Origin of the sequence: Streptomyces niger, from assembly GCF_000718305.1 — a bacterium.
Lineage (GTDB): Bacteria > Actinomycetota > Actinomycetes > Streptomycetales > Streptomycetaceae > Streptomyces > Streptomyces niger.
Window position 1 is genome coordinate 326,382 of the sequence record NZ_JOFQ01000003.1, and the last position, 17,638, is coordinate 344,019.

The following is a 17,638-nucleotide window of genomic DNA, read 5'->3' on the forward strand; positions in this document are numbered from 1 at the left end:
CGGCACGCGCGGTGAGCGTCGAACCGGACAATGCCCACATGCCGGTGCCGGCCGGGCCCTGGGGCATCGGCACGGCGTCGGCGCGGACGTCGATGACGCCGGCCATCCGCATCACGTTGGGACACAGCGTATGACGCGTCATAAACAGCAGTGATCCGCCTGTGATCCGCCGGTCGCCCCTCAGGTACGCGGCGGTGCTCCCTCAGGTGCGCGGCGGTGGTCCGGCGTCGTCAGCGGACGTGCTGCCGGAGTGGAGGCCGACGGCCCGTACGAGGGCATCGCGGCACGCGAGGACGGCGGGGTGGCGGCTGCGGCCACGGCGTACGACGGTGCACAGGCGACGGCTGCGCTGGCCACGCGGGAGTCGTCGCAGCGGGACGCCCGGCGGGCTGCCCCGCCAGGTGAGTTCGGGCAGGAAGGCGGCGGCGTGCTGTTGCTCGACGAGGCGGAGGTGCAGCAGGAGATCCGTCGTCTCGAACCGCACGTCCGGCTCGAACCCGGCGTTACGGCACAACGTCACGGCCCAGTGCCGGGCAGCCGTGCCTTCGGGTTCCATCACCCAGGGATGGTCGGCGAGTGAGCGCAAGGCCGCCAGCGGACTCTCGGCGGCGTTCGGCCCGTCGATCGCGCCGGGCAGCGCGAGGTGGAGGGGATCCTCGAAGAGGTCTTCTTGTTCCAGGTCGGCGGGGCGCGGGTTGGGGTTACCGGGGTACTCCTCGGCGAGGACGAGGTCGAAATCGCGGGCTTGGAGGGCGGGCAGTGCCCGTTCGGGTTCCATGTGCGTGACGTGGACGCGCAGGTGCGGGTGGCGGTCGCGCAGTACGTCGAGCATGGTCGGCACCAGGGCCAGGGCAGCGGTCTGGAACGACGCGATGCGCAGGGTGCCGGTGAGGTCGGCCAGCGAGGTGGCGATGTCCGCCTCCGCGCGCTCCAGTCGTTCCAGTACCGCATCGGTGTGGGCGACGAGGATCTCGGCCTGCTCGGTCAGCCGTACGCGCCGCCCGACCGGTTCCAGCAGCCGGACGCCGACCTCCGCCTCCAATTGGGAGAGCTGCTGGGAGACCGAGGACGGGGCGTAGGACAAGGCCGCGGCGACGGCCGCAAGCGTGCCGCGCTGCTTGAGTTCGCGCAGCAGGCGCAGTCGGTGCAGGTCGAACATCGGCAGCCCGTTCTCCTTACGTCCTTACGTCCTTACGACCTCATGTCCCTGCGACCCCACTCCCTGCGACCTACTGCGCCGGCACAGCGCCGGCGCAGTAGGTCGCAGGGCGCCACACAAATGATCGGGTTGTCCGAAGGGTATACGTCGGAAACATTCGCTGGACCGATCGGAGTGGCGTACCGGAACCTGATCAGGTGACTGATCACCTGGCCGGAAGCGCCTCTCCTCTCCGTACGCTGCCGTGGTACGCACGGCCCAGCGCCCGTACGTGGCAGTGCCCGCCCGCGCCCGCCGAAGTGCGGAGCTTCCACTCCGACCTGCCCGACTACTCCCCCACTCCGCTGACCGACCTGCCGCCCCTGGCGGACGGGCTGGGGGTCGGCCGGGTCTTCGTGAAGGACGAGTCGTCCCGCTTGGGACTGCCTGCCTTCAAGGCGCTGGGCGCGTCGTGGGCGATCCACCGCGCCCTTGCCGAACGGACCGCGAACGGCGCTGCGCCGGGCCCGGTGACGCTGGTGACCGCGACCGACGGCAATCACGGCCGGGCGGTCGCCCGTACGGCGCGCCTGCTCGGGCAGCGTGCCCACGTCTTCGTTCCGCGGGGCGTGCATCCGCAGGCCGTGGCGGCCATCGCCGCCGAGCGGGCGCGGGTCACCGAGGTGCCGGGGCCGTACGACGAGGCAGTACGGCTGGCGGCGCGGGCGGCCGACGCACCGGACGCGGTGCTGATCCAGGACACCGCCTGGCCGGGCTACGAACAGATCCCGAGCTGGATCGTCGAGGGCTACAGCACCCTCTGCGCGGAGATCGACGAGCAGTTGGCGGCCGCGGGCATCACGGCGGGGCCCGACCTCGTGGCCGTGCCGGTGGGGGTGGGGTCGCTGGCCCAGGCGGTGGTCACCCACTACCGCAGCCGTACGTCCGGGAGTGCCGCGCGTGCGCCGGCGCCGCAGGGCCCGGCGCTGCTGTCGGTGGAGCCGGAAGCCGCGGCCTGCGTGCTGGAGAGCCTCCTCCTCGGTGAACCCGTCGGTGTCACCACCGGCGAGACCGTCATGGCCGGGCTGAACTGCGGTACCCCCTCCAGCATCGCCTGGCCCTACCTGCACGGCGGGCTGGATGCCGCTGTCGCCGTCCCGGACGCCGACAGCGCACGCGCGGCCGCCGACCTCGCCGCGCTCGGTGTCTCCTCGGGTCCCTGCGGAGCCGCGGCGCTCGCCGGCCTGCGTGCGGCGCTCACCGGCACGGACGCCGACGCTCGCCGTACGGCACTGGGCCTCGACCCGCACTCGGTGGTCGTCCTCCTGAGCACCGAAGGCACCGCCGCCAACCCGCACTCCCCCGTATGCTGACCCAGCTCGCGGCCGCGCTCGGTGTCCTCGGCCTGCTGACCGTCGTTCCGGGCCCGGACCTGGCGATCGTCACCCGACGCGCCGTCGTGGCCGGGCCCCGGGACGGGCTGCGGACGGTCGGCGGCATCGCGTCCGGGCTGCTGGTATGGGGCGCCCTGACCGTCGCCGGGCTCGCCGCCGTACTGGCCGCGTCCCCCGTCGCCTACCTGGTACTCAAGCTCCTGGGCGCCGGCTACCTGGTCTTCCTGGGGGTGCGGACGCTGCGGCAGCACCGCCGCGCCGCCCCGTCCGCGACCGAAACCGACACCCACGCCCACACCGCCGGTGGGAGCCCATAGCGGACCGGCCTGATCAGCAACGTCCTCAACCCGAAGATCGCCGTCTTCTACACCGGGCTCCTGCCCACGCTGGCGCCCGCCGGGCTGCCCGCCGCCTGGGCCATGGCGCTCATCATTCACCGGCAGTGCATCACTTACGGAAAGCGACTCCACCGATGGACACCGCATCGCTGAACGGCACCGTGCTCGCCTACGACGTGGCAGGTCCCGACGACGGCACGCCCGTGCTGCTCATCCACGGACATCCCTTCAACCGCACGCTGTGGGAGCCGCAGGTCGCGGCCCTTGCCGCGGCCGGCTATCGGGTGGTCACCCCGGACCTGCGGGGTTACGGGCAGAGCCCGGTGAGCGGCGACGTCGTGTACCTGTCCGACTTCGCCGACGATCTCGCCGCTCTCCTCGACCACTTGGGCATACCGAAGGCAGTGGTCGGCGGTGTCTCCATGGGTGGGCAGATCACCATGGAGATGCAAGCCCGCCATCCCGACCGCGTCGCCGCCATGGTGCTCTCCGACAGCTCGGCGCCGGCGGAGACGCCCGACGGGAAGCTGTTCCGCAACCGCCTGGCCGACCGCCTCCTCGCCGAAGGCATGGCCGGGTATGCCGATGAAGTCATCGACAAGATGCTCGCCGCTTACAACGTCACCGCCCTCCCCGATGTTGCCGACCGTGTGCTGACGATGATGCGTACGACCGATCCGCGCGGCGCGGCGGCAGCGTTGCGGGGCCGGGCCGAGCGGCCTGACTACCGTCCCGGCCTGGCTGCGGTCGACGTACCCGTGCTGCTCCTCGTCGGGGCCGATGACGCCTACACCCCGCCGGCCGACGCCGAAGAGATCCGGCGCCATGTCCCGCACGCCCAGCTCGCGGTCATCGACCAGGCGGGGCACCTGCCCGGGGCCGAACAGCCGGCGGCCTTCAACCGGCACCTGATCGACTTCCTGGACCGGGAGGTCGCCGGCGGGTGACGGTCAACGGAGCAGTGGCTGGGTGACGCGCCACAGGCGCGGGGCAGGTCGCCCTCCTCGAAGGCGTGCCCCTCGCCCGGGGGTTCAGCCGTCGGCGAGGGCGCAACCACGCCCTGCTCGGCGGCCGCGGTCCGCAGCGGCGTGCCGCGCGGGTGCGGAGGGCTTTTGCTCGTACGGCCGGTGTGCCGCGCGGGTGAGGGCTCCTGCCCGTACGGCCGGTGTGCCGCCACGGACCGCCACGAACCGCCACGGACCGCCACGGACGGCCACGGGCCACCGCCTGCGCGGAGCGGCCGTCAGCCGAGGATGAGCGGGAGCTTCGCGGCCATGTCGCCCAGTGCGGCCGTCTCCGCTGCGGTCGGTGTGCGGCGGCCGGCGCCGATCAGCAGTGCATCCGTATCGGCCAGCGAGGCGGGAAACTCGGCCCCGGCGATCCGCTCCAGGGCGGTGCGTGCTGCGGCGAGGGTCTCGGCGGGCGGCCCGGCGACGGCGGGCAGGTGGGCGATCAGGTCGAGGTGGTGCAGGGTCGCTTCGAGAACGTAGGCGGACAGGTAGTCGGCTACGGTCAGCACCTTGTCCTGCGTGCTGACGCGGGCGGCCGGATCGGCGAGCCCGGCGGCGCGGCCGGCGGCGGAACCGACGTCGTCGAGGTGGAACTTGAGCCACCGCGGCTCGCCGTAGGCCGCGGCCAGCCGGGGGATCAGCGCGTCGAGCGGGTCCTCGCCGGTCGGCGGGGCGTCGGCGAGGTCCCAGTAGGTGGCCGCGTCCACGGTCGGTTCGGTGTCGGCCGGCGTGACCAGGGTGATCAGTACGTCCTGGGCGTCGATGACCAGGTGGCACACCAGGTCCCGTACGAGCCAGCCGGTACAGCCGGACGGCCGCTCGAAGTCCTCGTCCGAAGTGTCGGCGACAGCGGTGAGCAGCGCCGTCCACGAGCGTGAGAAGAGATCCACTGCGGCACGGTATGCCGGACCGGAGCGGCGGACAAGCGAATTCGGGGCAGGCGGCCGGCCCCTTCGGGTGGGGCGGCCGAGGGGAACGGTTCCCCCGAGGGCCGACCGACGGAGCTACGGTTCTCTGTAATTGCGTAATTCAGCTTCGGAATAACGTAATATCGAGCCACGTCTCGGAACGATGCGTTCGGGGCTCTCGACGGGCCGCGGGAACCACACAGCACAACAGGGGCCCGGGCACCGGGAGTTGCCGTCAACGGAGGGGGAGTTCATGAACCGAAGGAAGCTTCTGGGCGTGGCGGCGGCAGCGGCCGGTGTGTCGCTGTTGTCCGGCACCGCCGTGGCGGCCGAGGAGGATGTGGCCACGCGGGTGCGGCGTTACCTGGATCGGGCGCTGGCCCAGGACTGCCCGAGCGTGGTGTGCGGTGTCATCCGCGGCAAGGACGAGTACGTGGCGGGCGCGTCCCGGAAGGGCGGCGGCCCGGTACCGCACCGCAGAACGGTGTTCCAGCTCGGTTCGATCGGCAAGACGCTCACCGCGACGGCTCTCGCGCGCGCCGTGAGCGCGAGCAGGACCCGCCTCGACGCGCCGCTCACGCTGCCCCCTGGATTCCCCGTGCCGCGCAAGGGGAATCGGCGGATCACCCTGGTCGACCTGGCGACCCACGCCTCCGGCCTGCCCTCGCTCCCGCCGAATCTTCTGACGGGGGCGGATCCGTACGATCCGTACGCGCATTACACACTGGACGACCTGGCCGCCGGGCTGGCCGAGACGACCCTGCTGACCGAACCGGGCACCGAGTACGCCTACGCGAACTACGGCTTCGGGCTGCTCGGCCAGGCCCTCGCCTTCGACGACGTGGACGCGATGCTGCGGCGCCGGGTCACCGAGCCGCTGCGCCTGCCGGACACGACGACGACGCTGCGGCCGGACATGGCCGCGCGCAAGGCCGTGGGCCATCTCGCGGGCGAACCCGTCCCGGACTGGCACGATCACGTACTCAGCGGTGCGGGCACTTCGCTCTACAGCACCGCCGACGACATGATCCGTTTTCTCCGCGCCCAACTGCGGCCCGAGCGTTCGCCGTTCCCGGCCGCGATCGAGCTGACCCAGCGTCCCCACTTCACCGCGAGCGCGGACCTTCGGCTCGGGCTCGGCTGGCACCTCAGCCCGCTGGCCAACGGCCGGACCATGACCTGGCACAACGGTGGCACGGGCGGGTTCAGTACGTGTGCCGCGTTCAGCAGGCGGAGCGGGACGGCGGTGGTGATGATGACGAACACCTTCAGCGAGCCGGCGCCCGGTGGGAACCGCCCCATCGACGAGCTGACCTACACCCTGCTCGCCGAGCTCGACGAAAGCTGACAGCGGAGCCGGAGAGAAGCCGGCCGACGATCCGGCGTCGCGCGCTGATCCGCGAACGCCGGATGGCCGCCGTGCCGGTGGGGCATCCCCGCACGGTGACCGTCCGGGGGCGAGTGGCTGACCAAGCTCGCGACCGGCGCGGCGGTCGGCGTCACGGCTGAGGGCACGGTGCCCACCGCGGTTGCCCACCGCTTCATGACCACGCGACACACCGGGCTACTCACTGACGGCCCCCTGTCCGAGCCCGATTCAACGCACCAGCGGCGCGGCACGAGCCACAAATCCCTCGATCGCCTGCTTGGCCTCGGCGTCGCGGCTGTTCCGGTCCGCCTGGTCCCGCGCGTTGGACACCTCGCGCGTGCACTCGTAGGCCCGCTCGGCGGCGCGTACCACCTCTCCGTCATCGGTGAGCAGTTTGACCCGGTAGAGCGCTTACCGAGCCACGGTTCTGAGGCGGTGCGCCTCATCCCGCGCCACGAGGAACGCCTCCCCCTCCGGCTCCGCTTTCTTGCGGTACCAGCGATCCGCCTGGCCGTGGCGGTACTGCTCGGCCGCCTCGGCGAACGCGCTGTAGGTGGCCATGCGCTCCTGCCGCAGTGCCTCGGACCGGGCGAACGCCTCACTGCGCCGGGAGGCTTGCCGCTGGAACGCATGCGTGATGACGGACCCCAGCAACGTACCCACAACCGCGACGACACTCGTCCAGATGGCTTCCACGCCGCCAGTCGATCACAGGAACACCGCCGCGAGGCAAGCCGCCCCCGTCCTGCATGCGACCTACGCTTCGGCCGGGACCCGTTACCCGTTACCTGTTACCCGTTCAGGCGGCGAGTCGCTGGTCCCGGGCGTGGGCCGGTGCCGGAGTCCGGGACACCGCGCGCGTGGGGGTGGCCGGCAGACGTGCCGGGGCGGCCGCGATCCGGGCGGGTTCCGTCGGGGCGCTGGTGGGCAGGACCCGGTACGTCGTCTTGGTCGGGTCCTCCAGCGGCTCGCCCAGGGTCAGCCGGCCTGCGGAGTACAGCTCGTCGCAGACGGCGGTCGGCAGGGCCACGTAGCAGCCTCCCTTGTTGGTACGGGAGTCGTACGGCTGCCAGTAGCCGTACCGGCGTCGCCCACCGGCCCGCACTGTGACGAACACCGGGGTGCGGGAGTCGCGAATGGTGCGGAGGACATCGGCGGTGGCGGGAGCGGTGGCAGGGGACGCGGCGCGGTCGGCCGGGGCGGCGGAGCGGGCACGCGAGACGGGACGGGAGTACGGGCGAGCGGCCGCTCGGGACGCGGATCGGGCGGGACGCGGGGACGGGGGCTGGTACGGAGACTGGTGCCGGGTCTGGAACATGATCACCCTCCCGTGACCGCAGTGCGCGGAACACCGAGTCGTCCGGCCGGCGCGGGCCGCATCGACAGCGGCCTGCCGCCGGATATCGCTGATATGACAGGCCGGGCAGGTGTCGCCCGACCACACGTGAGCATGAGTTCGCCGGCCGGTACCCGGGCGGGGACGGGAGACATCAGGGCGCGCCTTTCCGAGGACAGGAACTCATGATCACGTACCCATTCAACCAGGTGTTGATCGCTCACCCAACTTGCTTATGGGTGCGTGTCGTTATCCGCTCCACCGCGCATGCCTCTCAGACGGTACCGAGCAGCGGACGGTCCCGGACCGGACAGTCCCGAGCGGGGCCCGGGGGTCCTGCCGCGCGTCAGCCCGCACACCGCCCGGTCCGGGTCTCCGGTACGAGCGCGTTCGCCGAGCACTCCCCCTTGGCACTCCCCCTTGGCACAGCCCGCTTGGCACGGCCTCCTTGGCACGGCCTCCTTGCGGGGCCTCGGGCGGGCGCCCGGCCGGCGCGGTCAGTGGCTCCCGGTGAGTTCGCCGCTGAGTCGGCCGTGGAGATGCGCGCTGGAGTCGTTCAGGCCGGTGATCTCGACGGTCTTGCCGCGCTGGGCGTACTTGGTCTCGATCGCGTCCAACGCGGCGACGGACGAGGCGTCCCAGACGTGCGCGGCGGACAGGTCGATGACGACCCGGTCCGGGTCACCGGCGTAGTCGAACTGCCCGACGAGGTCGTTGGACGAGGCGAAGAACAGCTCGCCGGTGACCCGGTAGACGGCGGTGCTGCCGTCGGGGTCGGTCACGGCGGTGACCTCGGCGAGGTGGGCCACCCGCTTGGCGAAGACGACCATCGCGGTGATCGAGCCGACGACGACTCCGATGGAGAGGTTGCTGGTGGCCACCACGATGACGACCGTGATGACCATGACGGTGGTCTCGCCGACCGGCATGCGCCTGAGCGTGGCGGGCTTGATGGAGTGCCAGTCGAACGTGCCGACGGAGACCAGGACCATCACGGCGACCAGCGCGGCCATGGGGATCTCGGAGACGACGGGCCCGAGGACGATGCAGAGGATCAGCAGGAAGAAGCCGGCGAGGAAGGTGGAGAGCCGGGTCCGCGCACCGTTCTTGACGTTGATCATCGTCTGGCCGATCATCGCGCAGCCGCCCATGCCGCCGAACAGCCCGGTGACGATGTTGGCGATGCCCTGGCCGATGGACTCGCGGGTCTTGTTGGAGCGGGTGTCGGTGAGCTCGTCCACCAGCTTCGCCGTCATCAGCGATTCCATGAGCCCGACGAGCGCCATCGCCAGTGCGTACGGCGCGATGACGGTCAGGGTGTGCAGGCCGAACGGTACGTCCGGCAGGCCCGGCACCGGCAGGGAGGACGGCAGTTTGCCCTTGTCACCCACGGTCGGGACGGCGATGCCGGCCGCCACGGTGATGACCGTCAGGATGACGATGGAGACGAGCGGCGCGGGCACGGCCTTGGTGATCCGCGGAAAGAACACCATCAGGAGCAGGCCGGCCACCACCAGCGGGTAGACCGCCCACGGCACGTCGCGCAGGTTCGGTATCTGGGCGGTGAACAGCAGGATGCCCAGCGCGTTGACGAAGCCGACCATCACCGAGCGCGGTACGAATCGCATCAGCTTGGCGACGCCCAGCACACCGAGAACGATCTGGAAGACGCCGGCCAGGATGACGGTCGCGATCAGGTGGCCGAGGCCGTACTCGCGGGCGACCGGGGCCACCACCAGGGCGACGGCGCCGGTGGAGGCGGAGATCATCGCGGGCCGGCCGCCGACGAAGGCGATCACCATCGCCATGGTGCAGGCCGCGAACAGCCCCACCTCGGGGGCCACCCCGGCGATCACCGAGAAGGAGATCGCCTCCGGAATCAGCGCCAGGCCGACAACCAGTCCGGCCAGCACCTCGGTACGGAAGACCTTGGGCGAGGCCAGCCAGGCGGGGCGGCCGGCTGCCTGCAGCCGCCCACGGGCGGCAGCGAGTGAAGACAACGAAGACAACAACGCGGTACCTGTCATGTTCGGGCACGCCGCTCGGCGAGCCGGAAGGGGCCGGGAGGGACGGAGCGGGCCCGGCCGTGCTCGCGGCTGCGCTCACGTCCCGGGGCGCGGCGTCATGGCGAAAGAATCGGTCTTTCCGGGGCGGCATCGGCCCCGACACGACAACGGAGAGCGGCAGCACTCACCGCCCTCCGCGAACAACTCTACCCTAACGTTAGGGTAGAGAACGTTAGGGTAAAGATCGGTTCGGAGACTGAAGGGAACGCGTGTGGACGGCAAGCTCATGCAGATCGGCGAGGTCGCCGCGCGCACCGAACTGTCGCTGCGCACGATCCGGCACTACGAGGAGACCGGTCTGGTCGTCCCCTCCGCCCGCTCCCAGGGCGGTTTCCGCCTCTACACCGAGACGGACGTGGCCCGCCTCATGGTCATCCGCCGGATGAAACCGCTCGGCTTCACCCTGGAGCAGATGCGCGACCTGCTGCAGGCCACCGACCGTCTCGACGCCGACGCACGCCGTGACGGGAGCGGGGGCGGAGGCGGGGCCGCGGACGGCGACGGCGACGGCGACGGCAGCCTGAACGCCGACGAACGCGAAGCCCTTCTGGACCGCGTACGCGGCTACGAGCGGGCCGCTGCCGAGCAGGTGGAGAAGCTCCGCGTCCAGCTGGCCCGGGCCGAGGACTTCGCCGCCACCCTGCGCGCCCGCCTCGACCAGGACCCGCCGGGCGTATCCTCCTGACGGCTTCCCGCCCTGACGTGCGCGCCCGCAGCCCTCGCGTTCGCGCCGTAGGGGGTCCACATGCCCGTCGCGTACCTCGTCGCGTACGCCGCCGCGTGCGCCGTCACGTACCCAGTGGCACGTCCGCACCGGTGAGCTTCGCCCGTATGCCGTCCTTCGTGACGGAGATCCCGCGCAGCCGGAGGTCGCCCGGCAGGTCGTCCGGCAGTCGGGCCGAGAACTCCATGTCCTTGGCGGCCTTCGGTTCCCGGACCTTCTGCAGGCCGCGGATGAACGACGGATCGATGCCGGTGGGCTCAAGCACGGAGGGATGTTCGGCAAGGGCGTCCAGCGCGTGTCCCTTCATCAACTGGCCCGGGAGGAGGCGCCGCCCGGTCGCCTGCTGGAGGTCGCGCTCGTCCACCTTGCCGGCGGCGGGGGTGGCCAGCTGCAGGCCGCCGCCCTCGCCGGGGGTGTACGTGAGCAGCCCGGGCACCACGACCCGCGCGCCCGCCACGGTCAGGGCCAGGCCGTGGTCCCCGGTACGCCGCAGATGCGCCCGCGCCCGGATCTCCGCCTGCTTGCCGGCCACCGGCAGATCGCCCTTGACCAGCACGCTGTTCTTCTGGCGGCCGGGGACCAGACGGACCTGCGAGGCCCCGACTTCGCGGTTCAGGTCGTCGAAGTCGAGGAACACATCCCCGCGCACCCGACTGAGGACCGCGCCCTTGACCGACGTCGGGAGGCTGCCGACGATCCGTATGTCGTCGACCGTCCCCTTCACCTGCGCGACGGAGACCCGTCCGGCGGGTACGTCGGGCACGTTGACCTCGACGTGATCGAGGTGGCCGGCGGCGAGCTGGCCGAGGAACGGAAAGCTGTCGATGTGCACCTCGGGTTCGGCGCGTAGCTTCAAGGCATCCTGCACCTTCTGCGCCGCCAGGTTCTCCGCGTAGAGCACGGCCCAGCGGTCCCCGAGGGCCAGGAACGCGAGCACGACGCCCAACGCGACGGCTGTCTTCGCGGTCCTCCGCACGATGCGACGCCGGCGGGGTCGCCGGCCCCCATCGGACGGAGGTGTCCCTACGGATATCTCACTACGTGTCTCCAAAGGCTCCGGCCCTGCAGGGCCTACAGGCCCGACAGGCCCCGCAGGTCCTGCAGGTGTCGCTGCTCGTGTCTCCGGTGTCGTGCGTTCGGGAGGTCCGTTCGAGGTCACCGCCACATGCGATCACAGGGCGGGGGTGTTCGTCCAAGCACCCTGGTGCCAGGGCACGGTGGGACGAGCACAATGCGACGGGCGCGGCTGCCCGGGCGCGCCGAGCGTATCCACCGGCGCCTGCGGTCGTTGGTCGACCGAGCCCCCGAGGAGAGGAAACCCGTTGGTGTCGATGTCCCAGCCCCGTCTGCGTCTCGCGGCCCTGGCCGCGTCCACCGTCCTGCTCGGTACCGCCGCGACCGCCTCCGCCGCGGTCACCTCCGCTCCCCCGGCCGCGCACACGTCCGCCGCCCGGTCGGAGGGCGGCGGCCTGCTGCCGGGGCACGCGCCAACAGGCGGCGACACGGCGGGAGGTGATACGGCGGGGGGTGACACGGCAGGCGGCGAACCGGCGGGCGGCCGCCCGTACATCGAGACCAGCCTCTTCTTCGGTACCGCCCATCCGGACGGCAGCCCACCCGTCACCCACAAGCAGTTCCGGGACTTCGTCGACGAGTTCGTCACGCCCCGCTTCCCGGACGGGCTGACCGTCCAGCAGGCGCAGGGGCAGTACCGGGACCGCCATGGGGCCATCGAGCGTGAGCGCTCGTACGAGCTGATCCTCTTCTACCCCACCGGGCAGGCGGAGCCCAGCGGCCGCAAGATCGAGGAGATCCGGTCCGCGTACGAGAAGAAGTTCGCTCAGGAGTCGGTGGCGCGCGTCGACGACCGTACGCGCGTCGACTTCTGACCTGAGGGAACGCAGACTTCTGACCTGAGGGAACGCGGCGCGGGCCGAACAGTGCCGGCTCCTGGCCCCGCGCGGCCGGGCCCGGCATCCGCCGTTCGTGTGCGGACGCGCACGGCGGGTGCCGGGCCGGAGACGCTACCGCAACGCTACTGCGGCGGGCGGTCCTGGTCCCTGCCCAGTTGGTCCCTCAGCTTGTCCTGGGCGGTGTCGACCTGGCTGCTGTATTTGCCCTGGGTCTTCTCGTCGACGAAGTCACCGGCTTTGTCGACACCCCGTCCGGATTGGTCCTCGTGGCCCTTCAGCATCTGCTTGAGCTTGTCCAGCACCGACATCGTGGCTCTCCTTCGGTGGTCGTCCGGTCCCTTCCAGGGTCCTGGACCATCACGGGGGCCGCATCTTGTGGCCTTGACCTGCGGGTCAACGGCAGGCGTGAGCCGCCCGGGGCCCTGCGGGACGAGAGCCCTGCGGGACGAGACGTGACGAGCCCCTGCGGGACGAGAGGCGCACAGGACGCATCGGTGTGCGCGGGGCCGTGCTCGCTTCGCTCAGGCCGTGGCGTGACGCCGGTCGCTGCCGTCGGGAGACGTGGAGCGGTCGGCTTCGTCCTGGACGAGCAGGGAGAGCAGTGCGGCCACCGTGAGTCCGGATTCGGCCGGGTGGCGAAGTACCTTGCTGGGGTCGATCCGGTACGTGTTGGCGCGTCCCTCCCGGGTGTGGGAGAGATAGCCGTCCTGCTCCAGGTCGGCAATGATCTTCTGGACGGCGCGTTCGGTGAGCCGGCAGTGGGCCGCAATGTCACGGATGCGAGCGTTGTGATCGTCGGCGATGGCTGCCAGCACCCGCGCATGGTTGGTGAGAAACGTCCATCCAGTGTGTGGCTCGGGCACTCCATCCATGCCCCAACCCTAGCGACTAGGTATACGCGCATTCAAAAGCACGTACTCTATTTCCGGTATTAGTTGACGTACATATGCCGCGGAGGGCAGCCTGGGGGCGGCGTTGGGCGCAGATGAGGGAGAGAGGCCATGCCGGAGCCTGCGTACTCTGAGCAGCCCCTCACCGGGGAGAACACCGGCAGCGCGCACGGTCGTCACGTACCTGCGGAAACTTCGCGGCCCGCGGCGACGGCCGACGCCGCGCCCGCCGGTGACCGGATGCTCGTGACGGTACGGGGCGAGCTCGACCTCGACTCCTGCCGGCAGCTCCAGGCCGACCTGAGCCAGGCCCTGAGCCGCTCCGTCAGGGGGCTCGACCTGGACCTCTCCGGGGTGGGGTTCTGCGACTGCGCCGGCCTCAACCTCCTGCTCGCCGTGCGCGAACGGGCCCTGGACGACGGGAAGACGGTCGTCATCGGTGCCGGCAGCCGCGCGCTCGACCGAGTGCTCGACCTCGCCGGCTCCCGGAACCACTTCACACCCCCGACATCCCGAACACTCCATACACCCCCTACGCTCTCGGCACCCACTTCGCCCTCGACACCCCCCACGCCCTCGACACCGAACGACAAGAACATGACACAGTGCGCCGACCACGCCGCGAACCCGCAGCACACCGCTGATCAGCAGCACACCACTGCTCAGGAGCTGCGCACCCTGGTCGCTCAACTGCGGCGGGCGATGCAGACCCGACCGACCATCGACCTGGCCCGGGGCATCCTGATGGCCTCCTTCCGCCTCAACCCCGAGGCGGCGTGGGACGTACTGGTCACCGCCTCGCAGAACAGCAACACCAAGCTGCACCGCCTGGCCGAGGGCCTGGTGGGCACCATCCAGGGCACCGACCTGCCCGAGTCGGTACGGGAACACCTCGCGGCCGCCGTCGCCAAGGCGAACGCCACACCGTCGCCCCCACCGGCGGCGCCCGCCGAGTGCGCGGAGCCCGACTCCCTGCCCGAGGGCTAGGGGCTCTCGTTCGGGCCGGTGCCGCCGGTCCGCTCGCGCAGGGCGAGGGAGAGCTCCGTCGGAGGTCGCATCCGTCGGACGGGGCGGGACAGCGCGCGGTGGCACCCGCCGCCCCGCCCCTGCGCTCAGGCCGCGGTGCGCTCCACGGGGATCCACAACTCCGCGTCCGCGTGGGCCGCGTCCTGCGACAGCCGGGTACGCAGGATTTCGGGGCCCGGCCTGCTCTGGTACGGGTTGGACGGGAACCACTGCGTGAACACGTCCCGCCACAGCAACTGCAGCGCCTGCGGGAACGGCCCGGAGTTCTCGAAGACGGCCCACGTCCCGGCCGGAACGGTGCGTGCGTCCAGGTCCGCCGGTGCGGCCGCCCCTGTCACCACGCCGTGGTAGTAGTCGAGTTCGGTACCCTCCGCGCGGCTCGGGTCGAGGTCGTCGCTGACCGCGACGATCCCCTCCGGCTGCTGGTCCGACAGTGCGGTGATGCGCCGCAGCGTCTCCTGGTCGATGCCGCGGATGAACTCCGCGATCGCCGGGTTCACCCCGACGTGGACCAGCGGGACGCGGGCCTTCTTGCCGACGATGCGGAACTGCTCCTTCTCCACGACCCGGTATCGCATGCTGCTACTCCCTTCGACGATGAGGCGGAAGGACATCCGCGGTTGGGAGCGCAGCGTTGCGCCGGTCCGCCGGGCCTCGCCCGGTCCCACCCCGTGCATGGCCCGGAACGCGCGCGCGAACGCCTCCCCCGAGCCGTAGCCGTACCGCATCGCGATCTCCAGCAGCGTCCGCTCGCCGGCGAGCACCTCGGCGCCCGCGACGGTGAGCCGTCTGCGCCGGACGTACTCCGACAACGAGATCCCGGCCAGCGCCGAGAACAGCCGGCGGAAGTGGTACTCCGACGTCACCGCGATCCGGGCCAGCTCGGTCACCTCGATCTGCCGGTCGAGATGCGACTCGATGTGTTCCAGCGCCTCGTTCAGCCGCTCCAGCACTGCGGTCTCCTTCCCTTGCGCCCACCACGTCAGGAAGGCCGCATACTGCCGCACCCGACATCTCATGCCCGGTCCGGTCGGGTGCGGGAGGCCCGGACGTACGCCCCGCACAGCCTGACGTGAATAGGGATTTGCCTAATACTATTAGGCAGTCGCATAATGCATTAGGACGATGGAAGGGAGGGCCATGGTGCGGGCCGGATTGACCGCGGAGCGCCTCGCGCGAGCCGGGGCGGAGCTGGCCGACGAGGTCGGGTTCGACCAGGTGACCGTCTCGGCGCTCGCCAGGCGGTTCGACGTGAAGGTCGCGAGCCTGTACTCGCACGTGAAGAGCTCCCACGACCTCAAGACCAGGATCGCGTTGCTCGCCCTGGAAGAGCTCGCCGACCGGGCCGCCGACGCGCTGGCGGGGCGGGCCGGCAAGGACGCGCTGACCGCGTTGGCGAACGTCTACCGCGACTACGCCCGCGAGCACCCCGGCCGCTACGCCGCGGCACAGCTGCGGCTCGAACCGGCGACGGCCGCTGCCAGTGCCGGCGTACGGCACGCCCGGATGACGCGGGCGATCCTGCGCGGCTACGACCTGACGGAGCCCGACCAGACGCATGCGGTCCGGCTGCTGGGCAGCGTCTTCCACGGCTACGTCAGCCTGGAGCTGGGCGGCGGCTTCGACCACAGCGCGCCCGACACGCAGGAGACCTGGGAGCGGATCCTGGACGCCCTCGACGCCACCCTGCGGAACTGGCCCGCGACCTGAGCCCACCGGCCCACCCCGCCATCGCACACGCCACCACACCCACTCGGATCAACAGGTTGAGGCCATGCACGCCATGCACTCCCAGGACAACTGGTTCAGTACGCCCGTCACCGAGGACCTGCTGCGCGGCGCCGTGGAGGTGGAACACACCGACCACGGCGTGCTGCCGCACCGGCTGCCGGCGTGGGCCCGCGCCCAGTGCGCCGACGGACAACTGGCCATGGCCGAGGCCCAGCCCTCCGGCGTACGGCTGGTCTTCCGCACCCGGGCCACCGCCATCGAGCTGGACACGCTCCCCACCAAGCGCGTCTACGTCGGCGTCCCGCCCCGCCCGGACGGCGTGTACGAGCTGCTCGTCGACGGCACCCCGGCCGGTGCGGGCAGCGTGGCGGGCGGCAACACCCTCACCATCGACATGACGGCCGGCACCTTCGAGCACCGGCCCGGTCAGCCCGGCACCGTCCGCTTCGCGGACCTGCCCGGCGGCGACAAGGACATCGAGATCTGGCTGCCGCACAACGAGTCCGCCGAGCTCATCGCCCTACGCACCGACGCTCCCCTGGAACCCGCACCGGACCGGGGCCGCCGGGTGTGGCTGCACCACGGCAGCTCGATCAGCCACGGTTCCGACGCCGCCGGCCCCACCACCACCTGGCCGGCGCTCGCCGCCCGCCTCGGTGACGTGGAGCTGATCAATCTGGGCTTCGGCGGCAGTGCCCTGCTCGATCCGTTCACCGCCCGCACGATGCGGGACACCACCGCCGACCTGATCAGCGTCAAGCTCGGCATCAACCTGGTGAACGCCGACCTGATGCGGCTGCGGGCCTTCGCCCCGGCGGTGCACGGCTTCCTCGACACCATCCGCGAAGGCCACCCCACCACACCGCTGCTGGTCGTGTCGCCTCTCCTGTGCCCGATCCACGAGGACACGCCCGGCCCCAGCGCCCCGGACTTCAGCAACCTCAGCGCGGGGCAGCTCCGGTTCCGGGCCACGGGCGACCCTGCCGAGCGGTCCGCCGGCAAGCTGACGCTCAACGTCATCCGGGAGGAACTGGCCGGCATCGTGAAGCAGCGCGCGGCCGACGACGCGCACCTGTACTACCTCGACGGCCGCGAGCTCTACGGCGAGGCGGACGCCGCCGAACTGCCGCTGCCCGACCAGCTGCACCCCGACGCGGCCACCCACCGGCGCATCGGCGAACGCTTCGCCGCGCTGGCCTTCGGCGCCGACGGCGCGTTCGGGTCCCTCGACTGACGCCGCCGTCCCACCGTCACCGGGGCACGTCGCCGGTCAGCTTCCGGAAGTGCCCTGCCCGGGCCAGCGCCTCCAGTTCGTCCAGCGAGCGGCGGGCCGCGGCAGCAGCCGCCGGGTCGCGTTCCTCGATGCCGCTCGCCGCGAACTCGTCCTCGTCCAGCCGCAGTACGGTCGCGCCGTCCGCCGACAGCCACAGGTCGAGGTCCAGATCCTCGACCACGATGCCGGCCGGCCCGACGGCCGCGGGCCGGGTGACGTCGCAGTACCAGCCCTTCACCGTGCCGTCGGCGCTCCGTACCTCCTTGACGGCGTACCAGCGATCGCGCCAGTAGTGCTCGGTGAACACGTCACCCGGCTCGAAGCGTACGAACCCGAAATCGCGCACCCCCTCCCCCGCCCAGGGGGCCCGCACGACGACATGGGTGCCGTCGTCTCCCAGGACGGCCGCCGGGTAACGCACCTTGGTCCGCTCCCCCTTCCGCAGACCGACCAGCACCTCGCCACCGACCGGCAGCCTTCCGTCACCCAACACGTCCCCGCCCATGCGTCCCCTGCCCTGGT

General features: G+C 71.4%; 17 protein-coding genes and 2 pseudogenes. 9 read left to right on the forward strand and 10 right to left on the reverse strand.

Annotation, left to right across the window (positions count from 1 at the left end):
* Positions 1-202: 202 nt before the first annotated feature.
* Positions 203-1,159, reverse strand: coding sequence for a LysR substrate-binding domain-containing protein (locus IF20_RS08030; RefSeq protein WP_052864300.1), 957 nt, complete (start codon positions 1,157-1,159; stop codon positions 203-205).
* Positions 1,160-1,356: 197 nt separating this feature from the next.
* Here IF20_RS08030 and IF20_RS08035 point away from each other — a divergent pair, with 197 nt between their 5' ends.
* From IF20_RS08035 to IF20_RS08045, 3 genes and pseudogenes are all read left to right on the forward strand, one after another.
* Positions 1,357-2,511 carry a diaminopropionate ammonia-lyase gene (locus IF20_RS08035; RefSeq protein ID WP_052864301.1) on the forward strand — a complete coding sequence of 385 codons (1,155 nt, stop codon included), beginning with the start codon at positions 1,357-1,359 and terminating at the stop codon, positions 2,509-2,511.
* Positions 2,505-2,966, forward strand: a pseudogene (locus IF20_RS08040) (LysE family translocator); the annotation flags it as partial. The gene IF20_RS08035 and the pseudogene IF20_RS08040, both read left to right, overlap by 7 nt.
* Before the next feature lie 38 nt (positions 2,967-3,004).
* The gene (locus IF20_RS08045; RefSeq protein ID WP_052864302.1) at positions 3,005-3,817 is read left to right on the forward strand and encodes an alpha/beta fold hydrolase; all 813 of its coding nucleotides are present in this window, start codon (positions 3,005-3,007) and stop codon (positions 3,815-3,817) included.
* Between the two features lie 296 nt (positions 3,818-4,113).
* On the opposite strand, the gene IF20_RS08050 is transcribed toward IF20_RS08045, so the two are convergent.
* The gene (locus IF20_RS08050) at positions 4,114-4,770 is read right to left on the reverse strand and encodes a maleylpyruvate isomerase N-terminal domain-containing protein (RefSeq protein ID WP_052864303.1); all 657 of its coding nucleotides are present in this window, start codon (positions 4,768-4,770) and stop codon (positions 4,114-4,116) included.
* 271 nt (positions 4,771-5,041) lie between these two features.
* Here IF20_RS08050 and IF20_RS08055 point away from each other — a divergent pair, with 271 nt between their 5' ends.
* On the forward strand, positions 5,042-6,136 hold the full coding sequence (locus IF20_RS08055; protein ID WP_052864304.1) for a serine hydrolase domain-containing protein: 1,095 nt from the start codon (positions 5,042-5,044) through the stop codon (positions 6,134-6,136).
* Positions 6,137-6,385: 249 nt separating this feature from the next.
* Here the strand turns inward: IF20_RS08055 and IF20_RS08060 are convergent.
* The 3 genes and pseudogenes from IF20_RS08060 to IF20_RS08070 form a co-directional block, all read right to left on the reverse strand.
* Positions 6,386-6,853 (reverse strand): annotated as a pseudogene (locus tag IF20_RS08060) (hypothetical protein).
* 103 nt (positions 6,854-6,956) lie between these two features.
* Complete coding sequence (locus IF20_RS37505) at positions 6,957-7,475, reverse strand: hypothetical protein (RefSeq protein ID WP_234426566.1); 519 nt, start codon at positions 7,473-7,475, stop codon at positions 6,957-6,959.
* Between the two features lie 515 nt (positions 7,476-7,990).
* Positions 7,991-9,502 carry a SulP family inorganic anion transporter gene (locus IF20_RS08070; protein WP_052864305.1) on the reverse strand — a complete coding sequence of 504 codons (1,512 nt, stop codon included), beginning with the start codon at positions 9,500-9,502 and terminating at the stop codon, positions 7,991-7,993.
* Between the two features lie 268 nt (positions 9,503-9,770).
* Between IF20_RS08070 and IF20_RS08075 the strand changes: the two genes are divergently transcribed.
* Positions 9,771-10,244 carry a MerR family transcriptional regulator gene (locus IF20_RS08075; RefSeq protein WP_199896524.1) on the forward strand — a complete coding sequence of 158 codons (474 nt, stop codon included), beginning with the start codon at positions 9,771-9,773 and terminating at the stop codon, positions 10,242-10,244.
* 103 nt (positions 10,245-10,347) lie between these two features.
* Here IF20_RS08075 and IF20_RS08080 read toward each other — a convergent pair whose 3' ends face one another.
* Entirely contained in the window at positions 10,348-11,259 is a 912-nt protein-coding gene (locus IF20_RS08080) for an LmeA family phospholipid-binding protein (RefSeq protein ID WP_234426567.1), read from the reverse strand.
* A gap of 349 nt (positions 11,260-11,608) precedes the next feature.
* On the opposite strand from IF20_RS08080, the gene IF20_RS37510 reads away from it, so the two are divergent.
* The gene (locus tag IF20_RS37510; protein ID WP_407702467.1) at positions 11,609-12,172 is read left to right on the forward strand and encodes a DUF3574 domain-containing protein; all 564 of its coding nucleotides are present in this window, start codon (positions 11,609-11,611) and stop codon (positions 12,170-12,172) included.
* 146 nt (positions 12,173-12,318) lie between these two features.
* Here IF20_RS37510 and IF20_RS08090 read toward each other — a convergent pair whose 3' ends face one another.
* Together IF20_RS08090 and IF20_RS08095 are read right to left on the reverse strand one after the other, a co-directional pair.
* The gene (locus IF20_RS08090) at positions 12,319-12,504 is read right to left on the reverse strand and encodes an antitoxin (protein WP_052864306.1); all 186 of its coding nucleotides are present in this window, start codon (positions 12,502-12,504) and stop codon (positions 12,319-12,321) included.
* A 213-nt stretch (positions 12,505-12,717) separates the two neighbouring features.
* A complete protein-coding gene (locus IF20_RS08095) occupies positions 12,718-13,068 on the reverse strand; it encodes a MarR family transcriptional regulator (protein ID WP_052864307.1) in 351 nt (116 codons plus the stop codon).
* 129 nt (positions 13,069-13,197) lie between these two features.
* Between IF20_RS08095 and IF20_RS08100 the strand changes: the two genes are divergently transcribed.
* Positions 13,198-14,073 (forward strand): ANTAR domain-containing protein, encoded by an 876-nt coding sequence (locus tag IF20_RS08100; RefSeq protein ID WP_110943953.1) that lies wholly within the window; start codon positions 13,198-13,200, stop codon positions 14,071-14,073.
* A 125-nt stretch (positions 14,074-14,198) separates the two neighbouring features.
* On the opposite strand, the gene IF20_RS08105 is transcribed toward IF20_RS08100, so the two are convergent.
* Complete coding sequence (locus IF20_RS08105; protein WP_052864308.1) at positions 14,199-15,065, reverse strand: AraC family transcriptional regulator; 867 nt, start codon at positions 15,063-15,065, stop codon at positions 14,199-14,201.
* Positions 15,066-15,252: 187 nt separating this feature from the next.
* Between IF20_RS08105 and IF20_RS08110 the strand changes: the two genes are divergently transcribed.
* Together IF20_RS08110 and IF20_RS08115 are read left to right on the forward strand one after the other, a co-directional pair.
* The gene (locus IF20_RS08110) at positions 15,253-15,822 is read left to right on the forward strand and encodes a TetR/AcrR family transcriptional regulator (RefSeq protein ID WP_052864309.1); all 570 of its coding nucleotides are present in this window, start codon (positions 15,253-15,255) and stop codon (positions 15,820-15,822) included.
* Positions 15,823-15,895: 73 nt separating this feature from the next.
* Positions 15,896-17,077, forward strand: a complete 1,182-nt coding sequence (locus tag IF20_RS08115) for a GDSL-type esterase/lipase family protein (protein WP_052864492.1) — start codon at positions 15,896-15,898, stop codon at positions 17,075-17,077.
* 16 nt (positions 17,078-17,093) lie between these two features.
* Here IF20_RS08115 and IF20_RS08120 read toward each other — a convergent pair whose 3' ends face one another.
* Positions 17,094-17,621 carry a DUF402 domain-containing protein gene (locus IF20_RS08120; protein WP_052864310.1) on the reverse strand — a complete coding sequence of 176 codons (528 nt, stop codon included), beginning with the start codon at positions 17,619-17,621 and terminating at the stop codon, positions 17,094-17,096.
* Between the last annotated feature and the right edge of the window lie 17 nt (positions 17,622-17,638).